Origin of the sequence: Nostoc sp., from assembly GCF_036917095.1 — a bacterium.
Lineage (GTDB): Bacteria > Cyanobacteriota > Cyanobacteriia > Cyanobacteriales > Nostocaceae > Nostoc.
Map to the genome: position 1 here is coordinate 12,953 of NZ_JBALFH010000020.1, position 21,890 is coordinate 34,842.

At 42.3% G+C, this 21,890-nt stretch carries 18 protein-coding genes and 1 pseudogene; 4 read left to right on the top strand and 15 right to left on the bottom strand.

Going from position 1 to position 21,890, the window contains the following annotated elements:
* Positions 1-8 precede the first annotated feature (8 nt).
* The 4 genes from V7L01_RS08160 to V7L01_RS08175 are packed head-to-tail and all read right to left on the bottom strand — an operon-like array spanning position 9 to position 2,837.
* Positions 9-431 (bottom strand): type II toxin-antitoxin system VapC family toxin, encoded by a 423-nt coding sequence (locus tag V7L01_RS08160; protein ID WP_335033579.1) that lies wholly within the window; start codon positions 429-431, stop codon positions 9-11.
* The gene (locus V7L01_RS08165) at positions 428-682 is read right to left on the bottom strand and encodes a DUF2281 domain-containing protein (RefSeq protein WP_335033581.1); all 255 of its coding nucleotides are present in this window, start codon (positions 680-682) and stop codon (positions 428-430) included. Before V7L01_RS08165 ends, V7L01_RS08160 begins: the two co-directional genes overlap by 4 nt.
* Before the next feature lie 37 nt (positions 683-719).
* Positions 720-2,363, bottom strand: a complete 1,644-nt coding sequence (locus V7L01_RS08170) for a type I restriction-modification system subunit M (protein ID WP_335033583.1) — start codon at positions 2,361-2,363, stop codon at positions 720-722.
* Between the two features lie 45 nt (positions 2,364-2,408).
* The gene (locus V7L01_RS08175; protein ID WP_335033584.1) at positions 2,409-2,837 is read right to left on the bottom strand and encodes a MerR family transcriptional regulator; all 429 of its coding nucleotides are present in this window, start codon (positions 2,835-2,837) and stop codon (positions 2,409-2,411) included.
* Between the two features lie 68 nt (positions 2,838-2,905).
* Between V7L01_RS08175 and cas12k the strand changes: the two genes are divergently transcribed.
* Positions 2,906-4,816, top strand: a complete 1,911-nt coding sequence (cas12k, locus tag V7L01_RS08180; RefSeq protein WP_335033586.1) for a type V CRISPR-associated protein Cas12k — start codon at positions 2,906-2,908, stop codon at positions 4,814-4,816.
* Positions 4,817-5,748: 932 nt separating this feature from the next.
* On the opposite strand, the gene mutS is transcribed toward cas12k, so the two are convergent.
* From mutS to V7L01_RS08200, 4 genes are all read right to left on the bottom strand, one after another.
* The gene (gene mutS / locus V7L01_RS08185) at positions 5,749-8,382 is read right to left on the bottom strand and encodes a DNA mismatch repair protein MutS (RefSeq protein WP_335033587.1); all 2,634 of its coding nucleotides are present in this window, start codon (positions 8,380-8,382) and stop codon (positions 5,749-5,751) included.
* An 86-nt stretch (positions 8,383-8,468) separates the two neighbouring features.
* Positions 8,469-8,993: a hypothetical protein gene (locus V7L01_RS08190; protein WP_335033588.1), complete on the bottom strand. Its 525-nt coding sequence runs from the start codon at positions 8,991-8,993 to the stop codon at positions 8,469-8,471.
* 8 nt (positions 8,994-9,001) lie between these two features.
* Positions 9,002-10,231 (bottom strand): AAA family ATPase, encoded by a 1,230-nt coding sequence (locus tag V7L01_RS08195; RefSeq protein WP_335033590.1) that lies wholly within the window; start codon positions 10,229-10,231, stop codon positions 9,002-9,004.
* Between the two features lie 190 nt (positions 10,232-10,421).
* A complete protein-coding gene (locus V7L01_RS08200; protein ID WP_335033592.1) occupies positions 10,422-12,023 on the bottom strand; it encodes an alkaline phosphatase D family protein in 1,602 nt (533 codons plus the stop codon).
* Positions 12,024-12,371: 348 nt separating this feature from the next.
* Between V7L01_RS08200 and V7L01_RS08205 the strand changes: the two genes are divergently transcribed.
* Entirely contained in the window at positions 12,372-13,745 is a 1,374-nt protein-coding gene (locus V7L01_RS08205; RefSeq protein ID WP_335033594.1) for a sensor histidine kinase, read from the top strand.
* Positions 13,746-13,835: 90 nt separating this feature from the next.
* Here V7L01_RS08205 and V7L01_RS08210 read toward each other — a convergent pair whose 3' ends face one another.
* The 7 genes and pseudogenes from V7L01_RS08210 to V7L01_RS08235 form a co-directional block, all read right to left on the bottom strand.
* Positions 13,836-14,939, bottom strand: coding sequence for an AI-2E family transporter (locus V7L01_RS08210; protein WP_335033596.1), 1,104 nt, complete (start codon positions 14,937-14,939; stop codon positions 13,836-13,838).
* Between the two features lie 785 nt (positions 14,940-15,724).
* Positions 15,725-16,297, bottom strand: coding sequence for an ISAzo13 family transposase (locus V7L01_RS08215; RefSeq protein WP_442936955.1), 573 nt, complete (start codon positions 16,295-16,297; stop codon positions 15,725-15,727).
* Positions 16,191-16,432, bottom strand: a pseudogene (locus V7L01_RS35405) (ISAzo13-like element transposase-related protein). Before V7L01_RS35405 ends, V7L01_RS08215 begins: the two are co-directional and overlap by 107 nt.
* 4 nt (positions 16,433-16,436) lie before the next feature.
* On the bottom strand, positions 16,437-16,652 hold the full coding sequence (locus V7L01_RS08220; RefSeq protein WP_335033598.1) for an ISAzo13-like element transposase-related protein: 216 nt from the start codon (positions 16,650-16,652) through the stop codon (positions 16,437-16,439).
* 90 nt (positions 16,653-16,742) lie between these two features.
* On the bottom strand, positions 16,743-16,913 hold the full coding sequence (locus V7L01_RS08225; protein ID WP_335033600.1) for a hypothetical protein: 171 nt from the start codon (positions 16,911-16,913) through the stop codon (positions 16,743-16,745).
* A gap of 125 nt (positions 16,914-17,038) precedes the next feature.
* Positions 17,039-18,508, bottom strand: coding sequence for an eCIS core domain-containing protein (locus V7L01_RS08230; RefSeq protein ID WP_335033602.1), 1,470 nt, complete (start codon positions 18,506-18,508; stop codon positions 17,039-17,041).
* Positions 18,509-18,942: 434 nt separating this feature from the next.
* On the bottom strand, positions 18,943-20,784 hold the full coding sequence (locus tag V7L01_RS08235; RefSeq protein WP_335033604.1) for an eCIS core domain-containing protein: 1,842 nt from the start codon (positions 20,782-20,784) through the stop codon (positions 18,943-18,945).
* A 189-nt stretch (positions 20,785-20,973) separates the two neighbouring features.
* Here V7L01_RS08235 and V7L01_RS08240 point away from each other — a divergent pair, with 189 nt between their 5' ends.
* Together V7L01_RS08240 and V7L01_RS08245 are read left to right on the top strand one after the other, a co-directional pair.
* Complete coding sequence (locus V7L01_RS08240; protein WP_335033606.1) at positions 20,974-21,213, top strand: hypothetical protein; 240 nt, start codon at positions 20,974-20,976, stop codon at positions 21,211-21,213.
* A complete protein-coding gene (locus V7L01_RS08245) occupies positions 21,213-21,872 on the top strand; it encodes a phage tail protein (protein ID WP_335033608.1) in 660 nt (219 codons plus the stop codon). Before V7L01_RS08240 ends, V7L01_RS08245 begins: the two co-directional genes overlap by 1 nt.
* The last annotated feature ends 18 nt before the right edge of the window (positions 21,873-21,890 follow it).

Sequence of the window (21,890 nt, forward strand, 5' to 3'; positions counted from 1 at the left end):
TATCCCTTTCATATTCCATCAGCAATAATCAAATTCATCATTTCATTTTTATTTTTCCAATAAACCCAAAAATCACTATCCAACGTCAACAAACAAGTACCTAAAATTAACTCACTCATTCTTATAAAACACACATCAGCTAGTGACATCGGCACATTCTGATATCGCTTCATCAACTCTCTAACTGTTCCAATTTCACCACTGATACGAAAAGAAATTTGAATTATGCCAGTATCTAATAAAGACATAACAGCACCTTCACCGCCATAAAAATCTCGCAATATAAAACACGTCTCAGTAATTACTGCTTCGCAAGTAAAGAAAGGCGGTTCAATCTTTTTCCATTCATTAACCGCCCAATCAGGCGAATTTTCTCGATTATTGATAAATGCAACTAAGGGGCCTGTATCTAGAAGTATCTTTTTCCTCATTTCCAACCGAAGCCTTCTAAATACTTCTTATTGGTAGCTAGATCGCCAGGCCCTCCATCAACACAGCCAGCAAACTCTTTTGCAGCTTCATAGGCGGAAATAGGTTCTTTCTCTTCTTTATGCTGTACATCCTGCTTTTGCGCCTTAAACTGCAAAAATTCAATAAAATTTAATACCTCCTGCTGCTTCTCAGGAGATAATTTTTTAAATTCATCAATCACTTTTTGTTCCTTATCAATTGCTTGAGTCATTATCCTATCCTCCTGAAAAAATTAATCCAAACAAAATCTAAAGTCTCAAATTAGTAAGCACCTCAGCTAAATCTTTATCCGCCCATTCTCTCTCTTGTCTTGCTACCGCCAAATCTGTCAAAATATCCTCAATGGAACGATGCACAACTTTATCGCTAACATCCACAAACTGCGACGGACTAAGATTATAATCCGCTTCTCTCAACTCTTCTAACTTAACAACTTTACTCAGCTTATCTCGCGTTTCCCAATTGCGATAAACCTCAACAACCGCCTTAATCCCTTCCTGCGTCAAAATATTCTTCGGATCGCCTTTCACAAAATAATCAGCAGCATTAATCAGCAAAAACTCGTCCTTACGATTCAGAGGTTTCAGGCGATTTAACAAAATTATCACCCCTGGTGCAGTCGTGTTATAAAACAGGTTTTCAGGTAGTAAAATCACCCCTTCAACTCTGTCCCTTTCCAAAAATACCTTGCGAATGTCCCTTTCTTGATTTTTGTTCTGACTCCCCGAACCGCGAGACACCGCACCTGTATCCAAAACAACCGCCGCCCGTCCGTTATCTTTCAGCGATGCCCAAATATGCTGCACCCATCCCCAATCTGCTGAAGATTTCGATGCGATTCCGTCTTTAAACCGTTCAAAAGAATCTTCTTCGTAAGCATCTGCGCCGTAGTTGTCCTGATTCCACATCGGATTAGCAACCACATAATCAAAGCGCATTACCTTCTTGTCAACCGTAAATTTAGGTTGCCTAAATGTATCGCCAATCTCAATCTGAGTATCAGTAAAATCCTGCAAAAACATATTCATTTTAGCGATCGCAAAAGTTGTCCAGTTCAACTCTTGCCCAAATAAGCGAGGTGCTTTACTCTCCTCCCCTGGATGCTTACGGTTGAACACCAGACGCGGCTTAGTTAATAACCTTCCCGATCCACAAGTGGGGTCATAAATTTTCGTGTAGGGTTCAGGGTCAATAATTTCCGCAATCAACCAACCCACCTCTGATGGTGTAAGAAACTCCCCCGCACTTTGCCCCTGTCCTTCGGCAAACTTCCGCAGCAGATACTCATAGGCTTCCCCCAAGACATCCGCATTGGTATTCTTCAACCCCAACCGATGCCGACTGATGACTTCAATCAAGTCCTTTAAACGGTCATCATCCAAAACGCGCTGATTGCTTTGCTTCTCGTTATAATCCTTCAGCGTCAGCGTTCCCGATAACCCAGGATTGCGCTTTGCCACTTCCCGCATCGCCGTTGTGATAAACTCTCCTAAGCCATCTTTAGGATGAAAGCGAATCGCATCCCAACGGTATTCATGGGGGACATAGTAACGCACAATCGGCTGACGGTTATTTTTAATTGCATCTTTGTGATCTGCTTCAATGAAAGCACGGGCTAAGTCTCCACCCCCAAACTTCTCGGCGCACTTTTCATACTCATCATCAAACACATCAGACAGTCGTTTGTAGAAAATTAGCGGCAGAATAAAATCTTTGAATTTTGGTGCATCCGTTGCACCGCGTATCTTACAAGCAGCATCCCACAGCCATTGTTCCATTGCGGGAATGTCCAAACGCTCATCAGCTTGGTTCGCTAACTGTAGAAGTGGTAAATCTCCAGAACCGTTTTCCTCTGCTTGCTTTTTACTGTTTTTCCTTGTTCCACGCGGCACTTTATTTAACTCCTGCGATCGCTTTTATCTTATGAAAGAGAATCCCTATTTTCCCAGTTTCTCGGCTAATTGTTGATAAATGATATCTAACCACACAGGAATCACAGGTTGACCTTGTTCTAGAGATGCGATCGCCTTTTTTCTGTCAAACTCCACAAGCTCAAGCGATCGCTCCTGCCCTTGGGACAACAACATAAACCGCTTACCTTTACCTGAAGTAAATAGCTCCGGCTCTTGGTCTTTCAGCTTTTTGAGCGTGGTGCTGGCTATGTCAAAACTTAACCCCACAGATAGCCAATATGACATTGCAGCTAGTTCCAGCAAATTTGACTTGGAGTAATAAATACTACGTCCTGTCCCAGTATCACTGATTACAGGAACAATCACCCCTCTCTCTCGCCAATACTGTAGCTGACGAAGGGTGCAGCCTGCGATTTCAGCCGCTTCCTTGCTTGTAAAAAATGTCTCCTGCATACAATTTATTTTACAGAAGACTTGTTTAATACAATTATGTTAGTATTAAACAATATTGTTTTAAAGCGATGAGCCAAATCACTATTCAGTGTCGTCTTGTAGCCTCAGAATCATCACGCCACCAACTATGGAAGTTGATGGCAGAGCTAAATACGCCACTGATTAATGAACTATTGCATCAAGTAAATCAACATCCAGAGTTTGAAACTTGGCGACAAAAGAGCAAACACCCCAATAGTGTCGTCAAAGAACTCTGCCAGCCTTTGAGAACTGACCCTCGCTTCATCGGTCAGCCTGGACGGTTTTACGACAGCGCGATCGCATTGGTGAACTACATATATAAATCATGGTTTGCGTTAATGAAGCGATCGCAGTTCCAACTAGAAGGTAAAAATCGCTGGTTGGAAATGCTCAACAGTGATGTTGAATTGGTAGAAAGTAGTGGTGTCAGCTTAGATAGTCTTCGCACTAAAGCTGCTGAAATTTTGGTTCAATTTGCTCCTCTGAATACTGCTGAAACTGAATCAACGAATGTAAAAAAAGCTAAAAAGCGCAAAAAAGTTCAAAATTCAGATAGCGATCGCAATTTATCAAAGAATTTATTTGAGACTTACCGCAACACAGAAGATAACTTGACTCGTTGCGCCATCAGCTATTTGCTCAAAAATGGTTGCAAAATCAACGAGAAAGAGGAAGACGCTAAAAAATTTGCTCAACGTCGCCGTAAACTTGAAATTCAGATTGAACGCCTCAGAGAACAGCTAGAAACACGAATTCCCAAAGGTAGAGATTTAACATCTGCCAAATGGTTAGAAACCCTTGTCGTTGCCACTCATAACGTTCCAACAAATGAAGCCGAGGCGAAATCTTGGCAAGACAGCCTTTTAAGACAATCTAGTAAAGTACCTTTCCCAGTAGCTTACGAAACTAACGAAGACATGACTTGGTTTAAAAACCAGTTTGGGCGCATCTGTGTAAAATTCAACGGTTTGAGTGAGCATAGTTTTCAAGTCTATTGTGACTCTCGCCAACTCCACTGGTTTAAACGCTTCCTAGAAGATCAACAAATTAAGAAAAATAGCAAAAACCAACATTCTAGCAGCCTGTTCACCCTCCGTAGTGGGCGTATTGCTTGGCAAGAAGAAGAAGGTAAAGGCGATCTTTGGAAGGTTAACCACTTAACCCTCTACTGTTCTGTAGACACACGCCTGTGGACGACTGAAGGAACCAATCAAGTAAGGGAAGAGAAAGCCGAAGAAATAGCTAAAACTATCACTAATACCAAAGCCAAAGGCGACCTTAATGAAAAACAGCAAGCTCATATAAAACGGAAAAACTCTACCTTAGACAGAATTAATAACCCTTTCCCTCGCCCCACGAAACCTTTATATAAAGGACAATCTCATATTCTTGTCGGTGTTAGCCTCGGTTTAGAAAAGCCCGCAACAGTAGCAATAGTAGACGGGACTACAGGTAAAGTCCTTACTTATTCCAGCATTAGACAACTACTTGGTGAGAACTACAAACTGCTAAATCGACAGCGACAGCAAAAGCACTATTTATCCCATCAACGCCAAGTAGCTCAAACGCTTGCTGCACCGAATCAATTTGGAGAATCGGAGTTAGGAGAATATATTGACAGATTACTGGCGAAAGAGATTATTGCGATCGCTCAAACTTACTCTGCTGGAAGTATTGTTCTACCTAAGTTGGACAATATGCGAGAGCAAGTTCAGAGTGAGATTCAAGCCAAAGCCGAGCAAAAATCAGAATTACTAGAAGTCCAAAAACAATATGCCAAACAATATCGAGTTAGCGTCCATCAATGGAGCTACGGTAGATTGATTTCTATCGTTCAAAGTCAAGCGGCTAAAACCGGAATTGTCATAGAGGAGTCAAAACAGCCGATTCGAGGTAGTCCACAGGAGAAAGCGAAAGAATTAGCGATCGCTGCTTACTATTCCCGCAAAATAAACTGATTGACAAAACACTGAACCTTGACAATAAAATAAGAAAATTCAACAGCGCCGCAGTTCATGCTTGTTACAAGCCTCTGTGCTGTGTAAATTTGGGTTAGTTTGACTGCTGTTAAACAACAGTCTTGCTTTCTGACCCTGGTAGCTGCCCACCTTGATGCTGCTATCTCTTGTGGATAGGAATTAGGTGCGCCCCCAGTAATAGAGGTGCGGGTTTACCGCAGTGGTGGCTACTGAATCACCTCCGACCAAGGAGGAACCCACCTTAATTATTTTTTGGCATGGTAAAGCGGGGGCGATTTCCCTGGGACTCCTGCCAAAACTTTAAATCGCTTGTTTAATAAGGTTTATAGCCTTTAGTGTGTCAGTTGATTTCTTTTTTAAGTATTAACTGACGGGCGATTTTGGGAGACGTGACAAAAATGCCTTCATAACTATTGTTAAATCAAGGGTTTGAAGCGCAGAGTTTCAACACCCCTCCCAGCTAGAGGCGGGTTGAAAGTATGAATTATGGCGATTTCAAGAAGTTGTTCTAAGTTTCAACACCCCTCCCAGCTAGAGGCGGGTTGAAAGCGCCAAGTACAGATGTCATCGATCAGCTGATGGCAAGTTTCAACACCCCTCCCAGCTAGAGGCGAGTTGAAAGAGTGGAGTTAGTCAATTAATCAATCAATTAAATTTGATTTTCAAAAGTAATGTCAGAGTAGGGTGGGTTGAAAGATGGGGCAAATTGAGAATAGAAAAGTTAAACACAACGTGAGCTTTAAAAGCTGTGTTATCGTGTGCCAAGTTTTATACATCACATAACACATCACGCTGAAAAGTTTAATGAGATTATTTTATTAATAGTTAGCCAACACAATTTGAAGACAAAAAATTTGTTAAAAATGACATTAATCTGTTAACAGTGACAAATAATTAGTTAATGTACAACATCAATCCAGATTTTGCAGCCCCATCGCAATTTTACTATGCTTCTCAATTTGCCCCATCACTTGTTTTGCTCGTTGAATAACTACGGCTGGTAAACCCGCCAATCTTCCCGCCTCAATACCGTAAGACTTATCAGCACCTCCCGGTTGAACTTGATGCAAAAAGATAATTTGGTCGGGTAATTCTTTGACTGTCACCTGATAGTTAGCCACATTCGGCACAATGCTAGCCAGTTCATTCAATTCATGATAGTGAGTAGCAAAAATCGTTCGCGCCCGAATATCCACTGCTATATATTCCGCCACTGCCCAAGCTATGGAAAGACCATCAAACGTTGCCGTTCCGCGACCAATTTCATCTAATAACACCAGCGACCTAGATGTGGCATGGTTGAGAATATTTGCCGTTTCATTCATCTCCACCATAAAGGTAGATTGACCAGTTGCAAGATCGTCTACTGCACCTACACGGGTGAAAATGCGATCGCATATTCCCAATCTGGCAAACCTAGCGGGTACAAAACTACCAATCTGCGACATTAACTGAATCAATCCCACCTGACGCAAATAACAACTTTTGCCACTGGCGTTTGGCCCGGTGAGAATAATCAAATCGGGATTGTCATTTGTCATTTGTCCTTTGTCCTTGGTCATTTGTTCTTGGTCATCTGCTAATGACACATGACTAATGACTAATGACTCTTGACCCAATTGCGTCGAATTCGGGACAAAGAACCCCGCAGGTAAAGACTGTTCCACCACCGGATGACGACCATCAACAATATTTATCTCCCTTCCCGGCAACATTTCTGGACGACAGTAACCTTGATGCACCGCCAACTCAGCCAAACCACACAACACGTCCGCCGCCGCGACTGCACGAGACAGATTGCGAATTACCTCCGCCTCTTGTGCTACCTCTTCCCGCAACGCCGTAAAAATCTCGTACTCCAACTGATTTAAATCATCCCGCGCTGTGAGAATCCGGGCTTCCCGTTCCTTCAAATCTGGGGTGATATAACGTTCTTCATTCGTCAGGGTTTGCTTGCGGATGTAATTAGCGGGTACTTGGTCAGCTTTGGTGCGGGAAATACTGATATAATAACCAAAAGTTTTGTTAAATCCTACCTTCAGAGTAGAAATACCCGTTTTAGCTCTCTCATCAACTTCTAAATTGGCAATCCATTGCTGATCCGCTTCTACAGTTGCCTTTCTCTCATCTAACAGGGGATTTACACTAGGGCGAATCAATCCGCCTTCTTTGATTAGTATGGGTGGCGACTCTACCAGATGCGCGTGTAACTTTTGTGCTAATTCTTCCAACACAGTTGGGACTTTTTGCAAAGCTTTGAGAAATGGAGAACGCGCTTCAGTTACTAAGCTGGATAATTCTGGTAAGCGTGAGAGAGAATCTGCCAAAGCTACTAAATCTCTAGCATTAGCTGTACCAGAACCCGCCCTGCCTGTGAGTCGTTCCAAATCATAAATTTGGCGTAACAATTGCCGCAAATCTTGACGCAGAGGCGTATTTTCCATCAATTCTTCGATAGTATCTTGCCGCGCCCGAATACCTTTAATATCGAGTAGGGGTTGCAATAACCATCGCCGCAGAGCACGCCCGCCCATCGCTGTACTAGTTTTATCTAATGCCCAAAGTAGAGAACCGTGAAAAGTGCCATCTCGGACAGTTTGGGTAATTTCCAGGTTACGGCGGGTTTGATTATCAACAATTAAATAGTCAGTGACAGTGTAGCTGCGGAGTCTTTGAAGGGGGACTGGGTTTTCTTTTTGAGTATCTTCCAAGTATTCCAGAAGACCGCCAGCCGCACGAACGGCAAGGGGAAGACGATCGCAACCAAGTCCTTCGAGCGATCGCACCTTAAATTTCTGCAATAATCTAGGTCTAGCTTCGCTTTGAGAAAAAGGAACTTGCGATCGCAAACTATAACAAAATGATGGTGGCAAACACTCCGGGAGATGGGGCGAAGTTTCTCCGGGACGCAGCAAACTACCCAAATCGGGCGCATTTGTCGGAACTAACACCTCTGATGGTTGCAAGCGCATTAATTCTTGTGTCAAATGTTCTAAATCGCTACCTTGAGTCGTGAGAAATTCCCCTGTGGAGATGTCTGCATAGGCTAAACCCCAATGATTTGCGGCAATTACTACTGCTGCAAGGTAATTATTGCGACTTGATTTGAGCATTCCCTCTTCCAGCAAAGTGCCAGGAGTCAGGATGCGCGTTACCTCCCGTCGTACCAATCTACCAGCAGCTTCAGAAGCATCTTCTACTTGGTCGCAAATTACGACTGCATAGCCTTTTTCTACCAGCAGCGTTGCGTAGCGTTCCCAAGCGTGATGCGGAACACCAGACATCGCCACTCGTCCCTGTTCGCCAGCTTGTTTACTAGTGAGAACTAATTCCAATTCTTGCGCTAGCTTTACAGCATCTTGGAAATAGCATTCAAAGAAATCTCCTACCCGATACAACAATACCGCGTGAGGATATTTATCCTTCGTCTCGACATAGTGCAAGTACATTTGACTTAGCTTACTGCGATCCACCTGTTGATGGTCAGAAATAAAAGTACTTGCATCGGGCTTGGTAGATGGAGTTTCAGAGTGAGAGGCGGTCATAGATGCTATCGAGTTACGCGCGGAAATTCCACAATATCCGATGATAACGTGATGTGAAAGTTGAATGGCGATCGCTCAAGGATATTTTACCTTTTTGTTCGACTGCTTCGCCGTGTAGGTGACTGTGGCGGAGGTGGTTCCTGAGATTTTAGCTTGTCATCATCAGTTAAAAATTCTACATGGAAACCCTTTTGGTGATAGTGCCAACCCAAGATGACAATACTAGCATCACCCATAGAAGTCTTTTCTACAGCTTGATTGGGGAATTTAGCGGCTAAGTTTTTCAATTGTTCCTCTTCCCAAAGAACAATTTGCTCACGGAACTTAGCCCAAGGTGTAGTTTCATCAGCTGCATAAGTCATAATTTCGGCAAATTTTTGAGCTGCTATACGTTTACTTTCTGAATTTGCTGTTTTAGCTTGTGCAATGTGATTACCTGTTTCTATAACAGCAGCTAAAGGTAATACCAGCGTTGTTAATTTTACGATTTCTGCTTGAATTTTTTGATTTACACGTTCAAAATCCCATTCATTATTACCAGCAGTTTCTCTACCTGGAACTTGTAACCAAACGCATAAAAGCGATGTATCGATGAGTAGCACCTTTCTCATATTAATAACTATTCATTACGAGAAAGGCTTCTTTCAATTGCACCCTTAGTTGTCATATCACCCAAAGAATATGATGCAAATAGCTTAGAAAAATTATCAATATCTTCTAAAAGCGTAAGTTTGCTTTCTCCAGTTTCTTTATCGCGGTGTGCGACAACCACAAAAGGAACTATCTCTGGGTCTAAAGCATCAAGCAAAGCTGGGTTATGGGTAGTAATTAAAATATCAATTTTTCTTTTCTGACCAATTTCTCGCAGTATTCCGACAAGTAATTCTGCACGCGATGGATGCAGCCTGTTATCTACTTCTTCAATTACTAGTTGACTACCTTCCGGTTGAGTGAGTAATGCTGTGAGTATTGCTAGAAAGCTGAGAGTTCCATCTGACATAATTTTAGCATCTATTAGTGTCATCTCTCCATTCCACTCTTCTTCACAGTAAAGCATCGCATCAGCTTTAAGTCTACCAACTGGTTCTGCCCATACTTTTTGAATATCCATTTCTGGTAAATATTTGATAAAGTGAGACAGAGTTAATTCTACTTCATTTTTTCTTTCTTCAGTTAATGCTGCTAACACACCAGCAATGTTAGAACCATCACTTTCCAACCTGTCAGATAGTGGTGAATAATGCCGTATCTTAGAGGGAATAGAATCCAAGATAAATATATTTTCTAGACTTTGAGAAACAACATTAATTGCTTCAACCATTTTCATGGACAGTCCTATTAACTGGCTCAGTATAGACTGATTGCGTCTAAAATCTTGTGATTTGATAATATTTGTATCATAGGAATTTACAGTAATACTGCGAGTATTAAATGATGAATTATCTGTTTGAAATAATTTTTCTTGACATGGTTCTTCATTATTCAAGCTATATTTAATTAGCATTAAAGACTCATCTAAAAGCTGCGTATGCGGTTTAGTTTCCACAGTAATAGTGTAGAGGTAATCAGCTTTAGCATACTTACCGGTTACTAACACATTGAGTGTAAATTTAGTTTCTGGTTTAAGTGCTGCCCATTCTACACCACCTCGAATAGAACTAAGCGTTTTATCTCCTGCTAACGCAGCTTCAATATTCTCACCTCTAGCAATTCTTTGTAAAAATTCCAAAGCTTCAACTACATTAGACTTCCCACTTGCATTTGTACCAATCAGAACAGTCAACGGGTCAAGTGGAAGCTCCGCATAACGGAAACTTTTCCAGTTTTCTAAGATGAGTTGCTTAAGCATGATCAACTCCAAAACTCTACCTACCTAAATTTAGCTCCTATCAGTGGCGTTGGCAAAGCCCGCCGTAGGCATCGCACAAGATTTTTATTATTCGACATCTCAGCAAAAAAACTGCAAAGCCAGCAGACAAAGTAAAAAATTGCGTAATTACTCTATCTAACTGGCTAAATTTTGTTGCACTTTTGATGATTTATTTTTCTGGCGGCAAATCTACACTGTAGAGAGTTTTCCCAGTCAAGTTACGCAATGTTACCGTCATCACCTTTGTATTTCCATCAATTTTGACTCCTCCAAAGAATTGTAAACCTTCACTTGGCGGTCGATTTGCTTTTGTACCTGGAGGAAGACTTTGAAATACTAATTGCGGCCCAAAGGTATTTTCTAATTCGTTTGGCCCAAATGTACCAGAGTTAAGAGGCCCGGCGACGAACTCCCAAAAAGGCTTAAAATCGGTAAACTGTGCTTTAGCGGGGTTGTAATAATGGGCTGCTGCATAATGTACATCAGCAGTTAACCAAACAACATTCTGGATATTTTTATTTTTGATAAATCGTAGTAAATCGGCAAGTTCTAATTCTCTTCCTAAAGCTGGGCCATTTCCATTTGCCCAAGCTTCAAAATCAGTACTACCGTCTTTAACTATCAGTCCCAAAGGCATATCACTCGCAATCACTTTCCATGTTGCTTTTGATGACAGCAATTGCCTTTTCAACCATTGCACTTGTGTTTTGCTCAAAAAGTCTGTTTTTTTACTTGGTACTGGCTGATTATTGGGAGAGTTTGGCCCCCGGTAGGTGCGCTCATCCAGCATGAAAATGTCTAATAATGGGCCATAGTTGAAGGAGCGATAAATTTTCGCTTTATCTGGATCGTTTGTTTCATACCCAATAGGCAAATATTCCAAAAATGCTTGCCTTGCCCTTTCTGCTAGCAAATTAACATCCTTAACTGTGTAGCGGTCATCGTTCAGGATAATTTGCCCAGGATACCAATTATTCCTTGTTTCGTGGTCGTCCCACTGTGCCAATATCGGAACTTCAGCGTTGAAACGCTTGATGTTTTCATCCAGTAAATTGTAGATATAGTTACCACGATATTCTGTGAGAGTCTCTGCTACTTTGGATTTTTCTGGTGTAGTGATGTTTTTCCAAATAGTGCCGTCGTCTAAAGTTACTTCTGATTGAATGGGGCCATCGGCGTAAATATTATCGCCAGAATGAATGAAAAAGTCGGGATGAAGTTGGCGCATAGTTTCGTAAATTTTCATCCCACCAAAATCAGGATTAATCCCCCATCCCTGACCGGCGGTGTCGCCACCCCAAACAAAGAATATATCTCGTCCAGATTTGGGGGGAGTTCGGAAAGTGCCTTTGACAGGAGCGCTGTAAGTGCCTTTATAATCTAAATCTTGGAAAATTACCCGATAAAATAATTGTTGGTCTGGTGGCAGGTTCCTTAAATAAAGTCGTGCTGTAAAGTCGCTATTTTTTAAAGCATTGGGGCCCACAACTCGCTGCACATTTCTAAAAGATTCGCTGGTAGAATATTCTACGATCATTTTGGCGGGGCGATCGCTGCGGCTCCAAATAACGATGCGATCGTTGCAGATATCTCCGCTAGCTACACCATAAGGTATAGTAGGACGCATTTTGTCAGAGGTGATAATTGCAGGTGCTTGAGCAAAAACTTGTGATTTGGATACAAGATTTGTGGCAATAATTCCACCTGCTGTGATAGTTGAACGGAGCAAAAACTGGCGGCGGTTTAGCTTCAATGAGCGATTAGATTCCATGCTAAATAATGGCAAGCTTAAGAAGTATTACTGGATAAATTTTTAGCATATTCTGCGATCGCAACAAGTAAAGCTTAGGTTATCCAAGGATTAATAAAAAACTAAACCTTTCTATATTGAAAATATAATCGTGAAAAAGCGATGTCTAAGGACAAGCCGCTAAATATCTACGCAGCCAGAAAAGTATTAGATTCGCTGGAGTACTTTATATTCCCACATCTACACTGTAAATTTTGGGTAGGAATCTGGGAAAAATAAGTTTGTAACAATTAATGAATTTTGAAATTATAGAGACGGATATTCAGGATGTTACCAAAAATATTACCTCATGAGTCAAGGTTTGAGAGTATGCTCACTATTGATGGCATGACAAATGCAAATGAGTCGAACTTGCGATTAGAGTCAACTTTGCAAGAATTACCCTTTTGGCAGGTTGAGATTGAAGTAGAGCGTCCGGGCAATGATTTAGCTATGCTCTTTAAGCAAGAGCCTTTACTACCGGGAATTATCCTAAATAATAATCAACAGTATGTAGGGATGATTTCGCGGCGGAAATTTTTTGAGTATATGAGCCAAACCTATAGTTTGGCACTATTCACTATAAGACCGATTAAAATTCTTTACAAGTTTTTCCAGCAAGAGATATTAACACTTTCTGAAGATACGCTCATTGTTAATGCGACTCAGGCAAGTTTGCAACGATCGCCTGAAATTGCTTATGAGCCAATTTTAGTTAAAACTACTTCTGGAAAATATAAGCTTGTCGATTTTCATCAATTACTCTTAGCCCACTCCCAAATTCATGTTTTAACACTTGTTGAACTACAGCAAGTAGAAGAACAATCTAGAGTCGCTAAAACAGGCTTTCGCGATCTTCAACAGAACTATACGCGATTAATTCAGAATGAAAAAATGGCTGCTTTAGGACAACTCGTTGCTGGTATTGCCCACGAAATCAATAACCCCGTCAACTTTATTGCTGGTAACCTTGTTCACGCCATCGAATACAGCCAAAATTTACTCAATCTCATTAGATTGTACCAACAATGTTATCCTGAACCAGAAGCGGAAATTCAAACTGCGATCGCACAAATTGAACTGGATTTTTTAAGCACCGATCTCCCCCGTCTTCTCACCTCTATGGAGGTTGGCACTGAGCGAATTAAGCAAATCATTCTTTCCTTAAGAAATTTTTCTCGTCTTGATGAATCTGAGAAAAAATTAGTTGATATTCATGAAGGTATTGATAGCACCCTGATAATTTTACAAAATCGTCTCAAAGATCGCAAAATAGGTGAAAGCATAAATATAATTAAGGAATACGGTGAGCTTCCCCAAGTTGAGTGCTACGCTGGGTTACTCAATCAGGTATTTATGAATATTTTGGCGAATGCTATTGATGCTATAGAAGAGTCATTAGACATTAGCGATCCGTCATGGGTAAGGGATAAAAGAAAAATTTGCATTCGGACTGAACTCACTGATGACAACCAAGTAATTATTCGCATTTCCGATAATGGGCCGGGAATTCCAGAGAATTTACAAAAGCAATTGTTCGATCCCTTTTTCACCACTAAACCCGTTGGTAAAGGAACTGGATTAGGTCTATCTATCAGCTATCAAATTATTGTGGAAAAACACGGTGGTCAACTGCAATGCATATCGGCTTTTGGCGAAGGGACTGAGTTTATGATTAAAATTCCAGTTTTACTTAATTCTTAACAATTTCAGAAAAACAAGCAATAAGCAACGGATAGACAATTTTATAAATAATCAAAATTGTCTAGTTTTGCTTCACTTACATATTGAATTTTAACTATAAGTTCCTGCTCTCTCAGTAGCGATCGTAACAGGTTCTGACTCGATATCATCTATCTTATTAAACTCTCCAGCCCGCCAGCTATCTGTTATATCCTTGATAAAACTGGCAATAGGGATCGCAACTAACAAACCCAGCACTCCTCCCAACTTTGCCCCCAACAGCAAAGAAATCACCACCCACACGGGATTTAAACCAGTCAAATTACCAAGAATTCGAGGTGCAATAAAATTAGAATTAACTTGGTCGATCGCAACAGCTACACCTAAGACTTCAACTCCTAACCAAAAGTTTTGCAACGCCACCAATAAACTTACTATGGCGATACCTACCCCTGTACCAAAGGGAAAGAGAGAAAATAAACCAATACCGATGCCAAAAAGTAGAGCTAAGGGAACTTGCAGCGCCAAAAATGCCAGTGTAATTGTCATCCCTAACACAGCTCCCAATGTTGCTTGACCGATAAAGTAATTGTGGAAATCCTCTCGCAGTAATTCCCGTACTTTAAACCCAATGTTAGGGGGAAACCACTGAAAAATTCCGTCCCAAAGACGTTCGCCGTTTAATATTAAATAGATAGTCAGCACTACCGCCAGCAGCACGTTGAGGACAATACCAATGGTATCAACAGCAAAACCAAGAATTCTACCAGTGAAGGACTGAAGTTGATTAGATAATCGATCCAGAACTTGGGTAAATAAACCACTTAAATTAATCGGAAGCTGTTGTTGACTTAACGCCCAATCCTGGAAAGCTTGCAACTGCTGAGTACCAGAATCAATCCAACTGGGCAAAATATTAGCTAGCTCGTTGAGCTGTTGGATAATCAGGGGAACCAAGGTGATGCCTAAACCCACTAAAACCACCACAGTCAAAAGCAACACTCCTGCGATCGCTAGGTTGCGTTTTACCCCTTGTTCCTGGAGAAACTGGATTGGATAGTTCAAGACAAAAGCCAGTAAGATGGCGGCAGCAATAATGCTGACTAGGGGTTGAAAATATTGCACAACCTGGAGCAATAGCCAACCATTGAGGATGGCAATAGGAAATGCCAATCCTATAGTTAACCATCGCGGCAGTTTGTTTGCTGATTGCATTAGTGGTGACTCCACAAGTTTATTTTGGCTTTTGGCTAGTAGACTCATAATAAAGGCATATCGCTATCTAAAAGATAGGGTTGTCAGTCAGGAAACTATAGAATATTAGATTATCTAGTTAGGTAAACAGAAAATCAAATTTTTTTGTATACGGTGGATGGATCGCGCTGTCTTCTATTATATTGACTTGACATAGCTAATCCCATACCTGCAAAAATAGCAATTACAAAAAACCCATAGCCCAGGCTAGATTAATGGACTTGTGCGTGTAAGAATTGTTAGTTATGGCGATTCTTATTTGAATGGGTACTGGGTAGGGGCGCAAGACCTTGCGCCCCTACATGAACCGACATTACCATTTTGAAGGATTAACTAGATGCAATTGATCTGTATTCCAAGATAGGAGATTTCTCTGCACATATTCACGAATTTTGTATAGTGTTGCTTCATAGGGAATGATATGTTCGTAGTGGCATTGCTATATCGGCAGGCTAAGTGTATCTCACAATACATTATTAATCCGCTTTGTCACACCCATTTTAAACCCTGCAATCAAAGATCCCAGCGAGCGCGGTTTTCGACTGAGTATATTGGTTGCTTGGAGCGCATGGGATTGTAGGGGCAAATAATTTATTTTTTGGAAGTCCTTATAGGGAAAATAAATTAGGTGTAGTTTTATTGTTTGGTGTCGGTACTCAACCCTACCTACAAGATCGGCGATCGCACTACAGGAGAACACCTCGGAAACCGCGTAAACTCTCTGGACAGACTCTTAGGATCGTGGATTAAATAACCTGTAACTCTGGTTTAGCGGTGTAATTCCATTGCGGCAAGAATTCATCAAAAACAATCTTCATATTTGATTTGAAGTCAAGAGCCACTTTTCGGCCCGTTTGATAGGTTTTATCGAGAATCGTCGTCAACACTTTGAGTCCTGTACGAGTGGTAGCGGTTGCCATGAGGTCTTTTACAGTCTGGACACTCTCAAAAATCACCCCCTGACAAACGCGAGAGATATGAGGAAACAAACGATGCTCAATCGGATTGTACTTGGAGGTGTAAGGCGGATAATGAGCAATGCGAATTTCGATGCCCAGTTCATTGACCAACGTCTGTAAGTCCTGTTTGAAGATGTAATAGCGAGAGCTATTGCTACCGCCCCCATGACATAATAGCAGAATCGAATTTGCTGAATGATAGCGCACCTTACCATAAGTGTTCCACCAGTAGCGAATTGAGTCACAGGCTAATTCACTGGTGTCGTGGCTGATGCCAATCTGGATATAGCCCACATTGTCTGTCATGTCGTACAGTCCCGTGGGGAATGGCAACTCCAGTCGCCAGCGTAGGCCAATCATGGTCAAATACCTCGATCGTTTCTTGGGTGTACAGTTGTCCATCTCGGTATAACTGCCCAATTAATTCTTTTTTTTGGTGTCCATACTCATGACTGGATTGCCTGCCATTTGATAAGAGTGTTTAAGTTGCTCAATCGTCTCAAATTGCTCGTTGCGATGTTGATTCTCTCCGGTTGCTAGGGTTTATTACTGCTTTGCGTTTACGAAAGTTGTGTTTCTCCAACAACTGGTCTACCACTGTCACACTCACTTTGATTCCTTCATTTTCAAGCAATCCGGCAATCTCATGACGCTTGAGATTAGTCCACTTGACGCTTTCATCCATCGGTGAACCTGCGGTGTGCCGCTCCAACACTCGCAAAAACGCCTCATCTAAGCCAGCAATCCAGCAATTGTCTCAAACGCTGATTTCCGTCCACCTCCGGGTTGGCGAATCCGCTCCTGCTCAAGCACTAGTTTCGTCCTGAAGTTCCCGCAAGCCCAACTGTAAGGTTTCGTGATGGCATAAGAGCAAGCTGCGGATGTATGCCTGTCCGCCGTACCCTAGTTTTACCGCTTCAATCGCGGCATATCGGCGGCGATCCTTCTCTGACAACGACTCATAGTATCGTTGCATTTGAATCTCAATCTCAATCCTGTAAGGGCGCATCATCTACCAGTTCATCCATTTACCCCTCTAGTGTATAGATATCATTGGCAGTATTACACCTTATTTAATCCACGATCCTTAGTAGTCACGCGCTAAACAGGTTTCCACTGCGCGGAAAAAGCACTGTGTGCATTTTGGATCAAATTGGCTGTGCTGAGAAAAATCGTGTTTGCTTCCATCAAACCCACGATCTCTTGTTGTCGTTCCAGAAGTTGTTGCAAGTTGGGCACCATTTCGTTTGCACGTATTGTGTCTTCAATCTGATTTTTTTCGTTGACCAAATCTGCCCACTGCGGTTCATCCATCGCATCTCGAAAACCAAGCGGCGTATAGAATGGTGCCCGTGCATCGGTCACATGCCTTGCGATGATATACTTAATATTTTCTTCTTGTGCAAGCAATCCGAGATGGTAGGCCAAAATTTGACCAATTCGCTTGCTTCGAGGACTTGCATCGACGACCTTGATCTCAATGACCGTTGCCTTTCGATAAGCAGCCCCTAATGCGCTGTTGTCCACCTTTGCAAGTGGCACGGATGTCCTGCTGAAATTTAAATGTGCTTGGATAGGGTCTACAGTTATGGCATCACGTCGCAAATTCCCGGTCATCGTAATCTGATTAGCGCCTACCGCCACATCCGAGGAAATACATGAACCATCAGCACGATCATAGCCTACCCTTTGCACCAAGCTGGGGGTTCCGCCTAAATTCGTGCTCTGATTGACAGGAATATAGTCTGCTGCCGGAGCACGTTGAAAAGGGAATGCAGATAGAGTTTCGATGGCTGGGTGTTGCGGTAATTGCTGCGATGATAGAGGCGATCGTTGCACCGCCCCGCCATTTTGCTGCACAACATGGGTCAACTCATGCGCCAACAACTCTTGCCCGCCCCGACTCTCTGGATTATATTCCCCCTGCCGAAAGAACACATCCTGTCCCGTCGTGAAAGCCCGCGCCTGAATTGACCGATTCAACTGGTCAGATTGACTGTCCGTGTGAACCTTCACCCCACTGAAATCTGCGCCAAATGCCTGTTCCATCGGTTCGCGGATGTTGTCTGCGATCGCCTGTCCACCACCCCGCGCTTGGTTAATAGACTCTTCTAAATCAGGCACAGCAGCCGTTCTAGCCTCAGCCTGACGCTGCATCATCGGCTTCATCTGCAATTCTTCCTCATCCTTTGGTAATGCTTCTCGTTGCACCAAAGGTGTGATGGAGTTTGCTAGAGGTTTCATTTGCAATTCTTCTTCATCTTGCATCGCCTCTCGTTGGATAGACTGACGATTTACAGGCTGTGCCATTCTCTGCATTACCTGCTGTGCAACGTTATCAGCTTCCTGTTCGTAAATGTCTCCAGGCTGGCTAATTGAGAGTTTTGCTTGCCTACGCAGGGGTATGCGACTGATATCGTGAGTAACTGGTTTATGGAGTGGTTGTATATCAGGAACCGCTTGGCGTGAAATTGCCGACGACTCCGAACCAAAGCCAGGTGTTGGGTGTTTCAGGGATGGAATTGAGAAGCCTGTAGTAGTTTTTTTCTTCTGGCTGACGTGTTCTCTCATTTTCTTCTCCTGTTGCCCAAGCAGTAGCTAGATGAATATTTTGCTGTTACTAACATCTAGAATACTGCGATCGCACTTGTAACACAATTCACTCAAGGTCTAAATTTTTGGCAAACCCACTTTTTAGTATCGGGCGATCACACTCAACCCAACCGATAAGATTCGCGATCACCTCTGGCAAGCGGGTACGCCACCATCGCATGTGAATATCTGCTTGTGAGCCAAACTGAACCCTACATTGAGCAGAGTATCACAATCTCGATCGTAACAGTAACGATTGCTGGCTATGGCAAGTTCACTCTTACCTTGAGCGGGCGATCGTTCTCTACAATTTAAACGTAGAACTTCCGTTGACTGAAATCTATCGTCGCATTATTTTTTCAGAGTGAGTTGTCAAATGTTGCTACAGTCCATAACTTTTTTCAGGTAAATTTCTAGTAAATGCTCCCGTTGTAAGGATTTTTGATTGCTTGATCAGGCGGCAGAGCGTTAGGAGCAACCTCAGTAACATGGACAAATGATGTGTTGCGAAAACTACCAATCTTTGTGATTTGGAATGTCACTGAATCTTTAAATAGTACCTCATGCTGACCCTTTTCCTGTCCTGAATACTTAGCAATGTATTTACCTGTTCTTCCATTTATGATAAAGTAAACCTTAGGATGTGATGTGGTTCCATCCTCACCCCAAGTTCCGGCCGACCCACTGATACGGAGCGCACTGGTAGACCAAAATGTCGTATCTCGAATATAATCTCTTACATTGATACTTCCTCCATAAACTGAAGTATTTGCTACACCAGCTTGGCGATAAGACATACCATCATGGTCTGGTAGTGCATCTAATGCTCCTCTAATATCATTTCGTGCCTCATTGAGTAATTGAGTACCAGCTTGTATTTTTTGAGCCTCTGAATAGGTGTTAAAAAGGTCGGTATTGTTATTCTGATCGTCTAACATATATTTCAGCGTACCGATTTGCTTATATTCATCTTCGGTAAGTCTGCCGCGCAAATGCTTTCCGATCATGTTCCAATTAATTCCCCTTTGCGGATCACCAGAAACCCACATTCGCAAACCGGCTTGCACAACTTCGTTAGTAGCAGTTGCATTCCCATATTTGGAAATAAGGGCGAACTTTTCTAAAAATCCTGACGGTTGATTTTCTGTAACAATGTTTGTTTTTACGTTCAACTTATCATCTATAAACTTGATTAATTCCTTATTGTTATGAGTGTCTGCTTGTTTGATCTTGGTGTACAGTTCCGCTAGTGATTTTCTCCTGCCTTCATCATGCAGTAAATTGATGAGTGATTTCGCGGCATCCAAATTATTTGTATCCAAGTCTGCTGTTAGCCCTGCTACCGTATTTTGTGGGATAATCACACGCTGTATACTGCGTGTTGGTAAAGAAGTGGTAGAGAGAAAATTCAAATTCTGTATCCCCTCCTGTGTCTGAGGCGATTGCTGCACCGCCCCCCCATTTTGCTGCACAACATGGGTCAACTCATGCGCCAACAACTCTTGCCCACCCCGACTCCCAGGATTATATTCCCCCTGCCGAAAAAACACATCCTGTCCCGTCGTGAAAGCACGCGCCTGAATTGACCGATTCAACTGGTCAGATTGACCATCCGTGTGAACCTTCACCCCACTGAAATCAGCGCCAAACGCCTGTTCCATCGGTTGGCGGATATTGTCCGCGATCGCTTGTCCACCCCCCCGTGCTTGGTTGATGGACGCTTCCAAGTTAGGCGCAGCAGCCATCCCAGCCTCAGTCTGACGCTGCATCATCGGCTTCATCTGCAATTCTTCCTCTTCCTCTGGCAATGCTTCTCGTTGCAGTGTGCTATTGTCCAGAGGTTTCATTTGTAATTCTTCCTCATCATCTGGTAATGCTTCTCGTTGCACCAAAGGTGTGATAGAGTTTGCCAAAGGTTTCATCTGCAATTCTTCTTCTGACTCTGGCAATGCTTCTCGTTGGATAGACTGGCGATTTACAGGTTGCGCCATTCTTTGCATTACCTGCTGTGCGACGCTATCAGCTTCCTGCTCATACTTATCCCCAGGCTGGCTAATTGAGAGTTTTGCTTGGGGACTACGCAGGGGTATGCGACTGATATCGTGAGTAAGTGATTTATGGAGTGGTTGTATTTCAGGAACTGCTTGGCGTGAAATTGCCGACGACTCCAAACCAAAGCCGGGTGTCGGGTGTTTCAGGGATGGAATTGAGAAGCCTGTAGTAGTTTTTTTCTTCTGGCTGACGTGTTCTCTCATTTTCTTCTCCTGTTGCCCAAGCAGTAGCTAGATGAATATTTTGCTGTTACTAACATCTAGAGTACTGCGATCGCACTTGTAACACAATTCACCCAAAGTCTAAATCCAGGCAAAAACTAAGTTCGACTTTTGGCTAATTTTGATTCTGATGCACTACCTTTAGCCTGGATTTAGGGAGAGTTTTTATTTATGGACTCAAATCAGCAACAAACTTTTTTCACGTTCGATGGAGATGTTGGCGGAACTGCTGGCTACGCTGGGGTTTCAGTAACTTCTGATGCCAGTAAGGTCGCTAAAACAGCAAGTAAATATCTCAATGATTCACTGCTGCTGAACCAACTCACAGAGCATGTGTATAAGCTCTTGCTAGAAGATATGCGATCGCAGCGCGAAAGGCTAGGTAATTATGGTTCTCAGAGGTGGTTGTAATGGCTCCAAAGGCTAATAATAACAAGGTTACTCCAAGTCCTAGTAATGCCAAGGTTACTCCAAGCCCTAGTAATGGCAAAGTTACTCCAAGCCCTAGTAATGCCAAGGTTACTCCAAGCCCTAGTAATGGCAAAGTTACTCCAAGTCCTAATAATGGCAACATTACTCACGAACTAAATTATGTCACTACTAATCGTTTCTATGTAGAGATAGACAATACTATTGCTGCATCTTTTACTGAATGTTCGGGATTAAGCGTTCAAATTAAGAAAAATGTTTTTAATGAAGGTGGTGTCAACGATCAGCAAAGAATTTATTTAGGTCATACAGAATTTGCAGACATAACTCTTAAACGTGGAGTTACCGATCATCCAGGTTTTTGGAACTGGATGAGTGCAGTTTTTGATGAAAAAAAGAAGACATCTCGATGCAATGTCAATATTCTGATTTTCAATCAAGCTGGTGAAACCATGATGAGTTGGACTTTGATTGGTGCTATTCCCATAGCCTGGAAAACACCTGCACTCCAAGCAGATGGAAAAGCAGTTGTCATTGAAGAATTAACTTTAGCTTATGAAGGTTTGCAAGTTGCAAGGGCTACAGGAGGAGGCATTTCTGTACAAAGAAATCCAAAATCAGGATATTTCGTTTCTAGCTAATTGGCTATTTTTCAACTA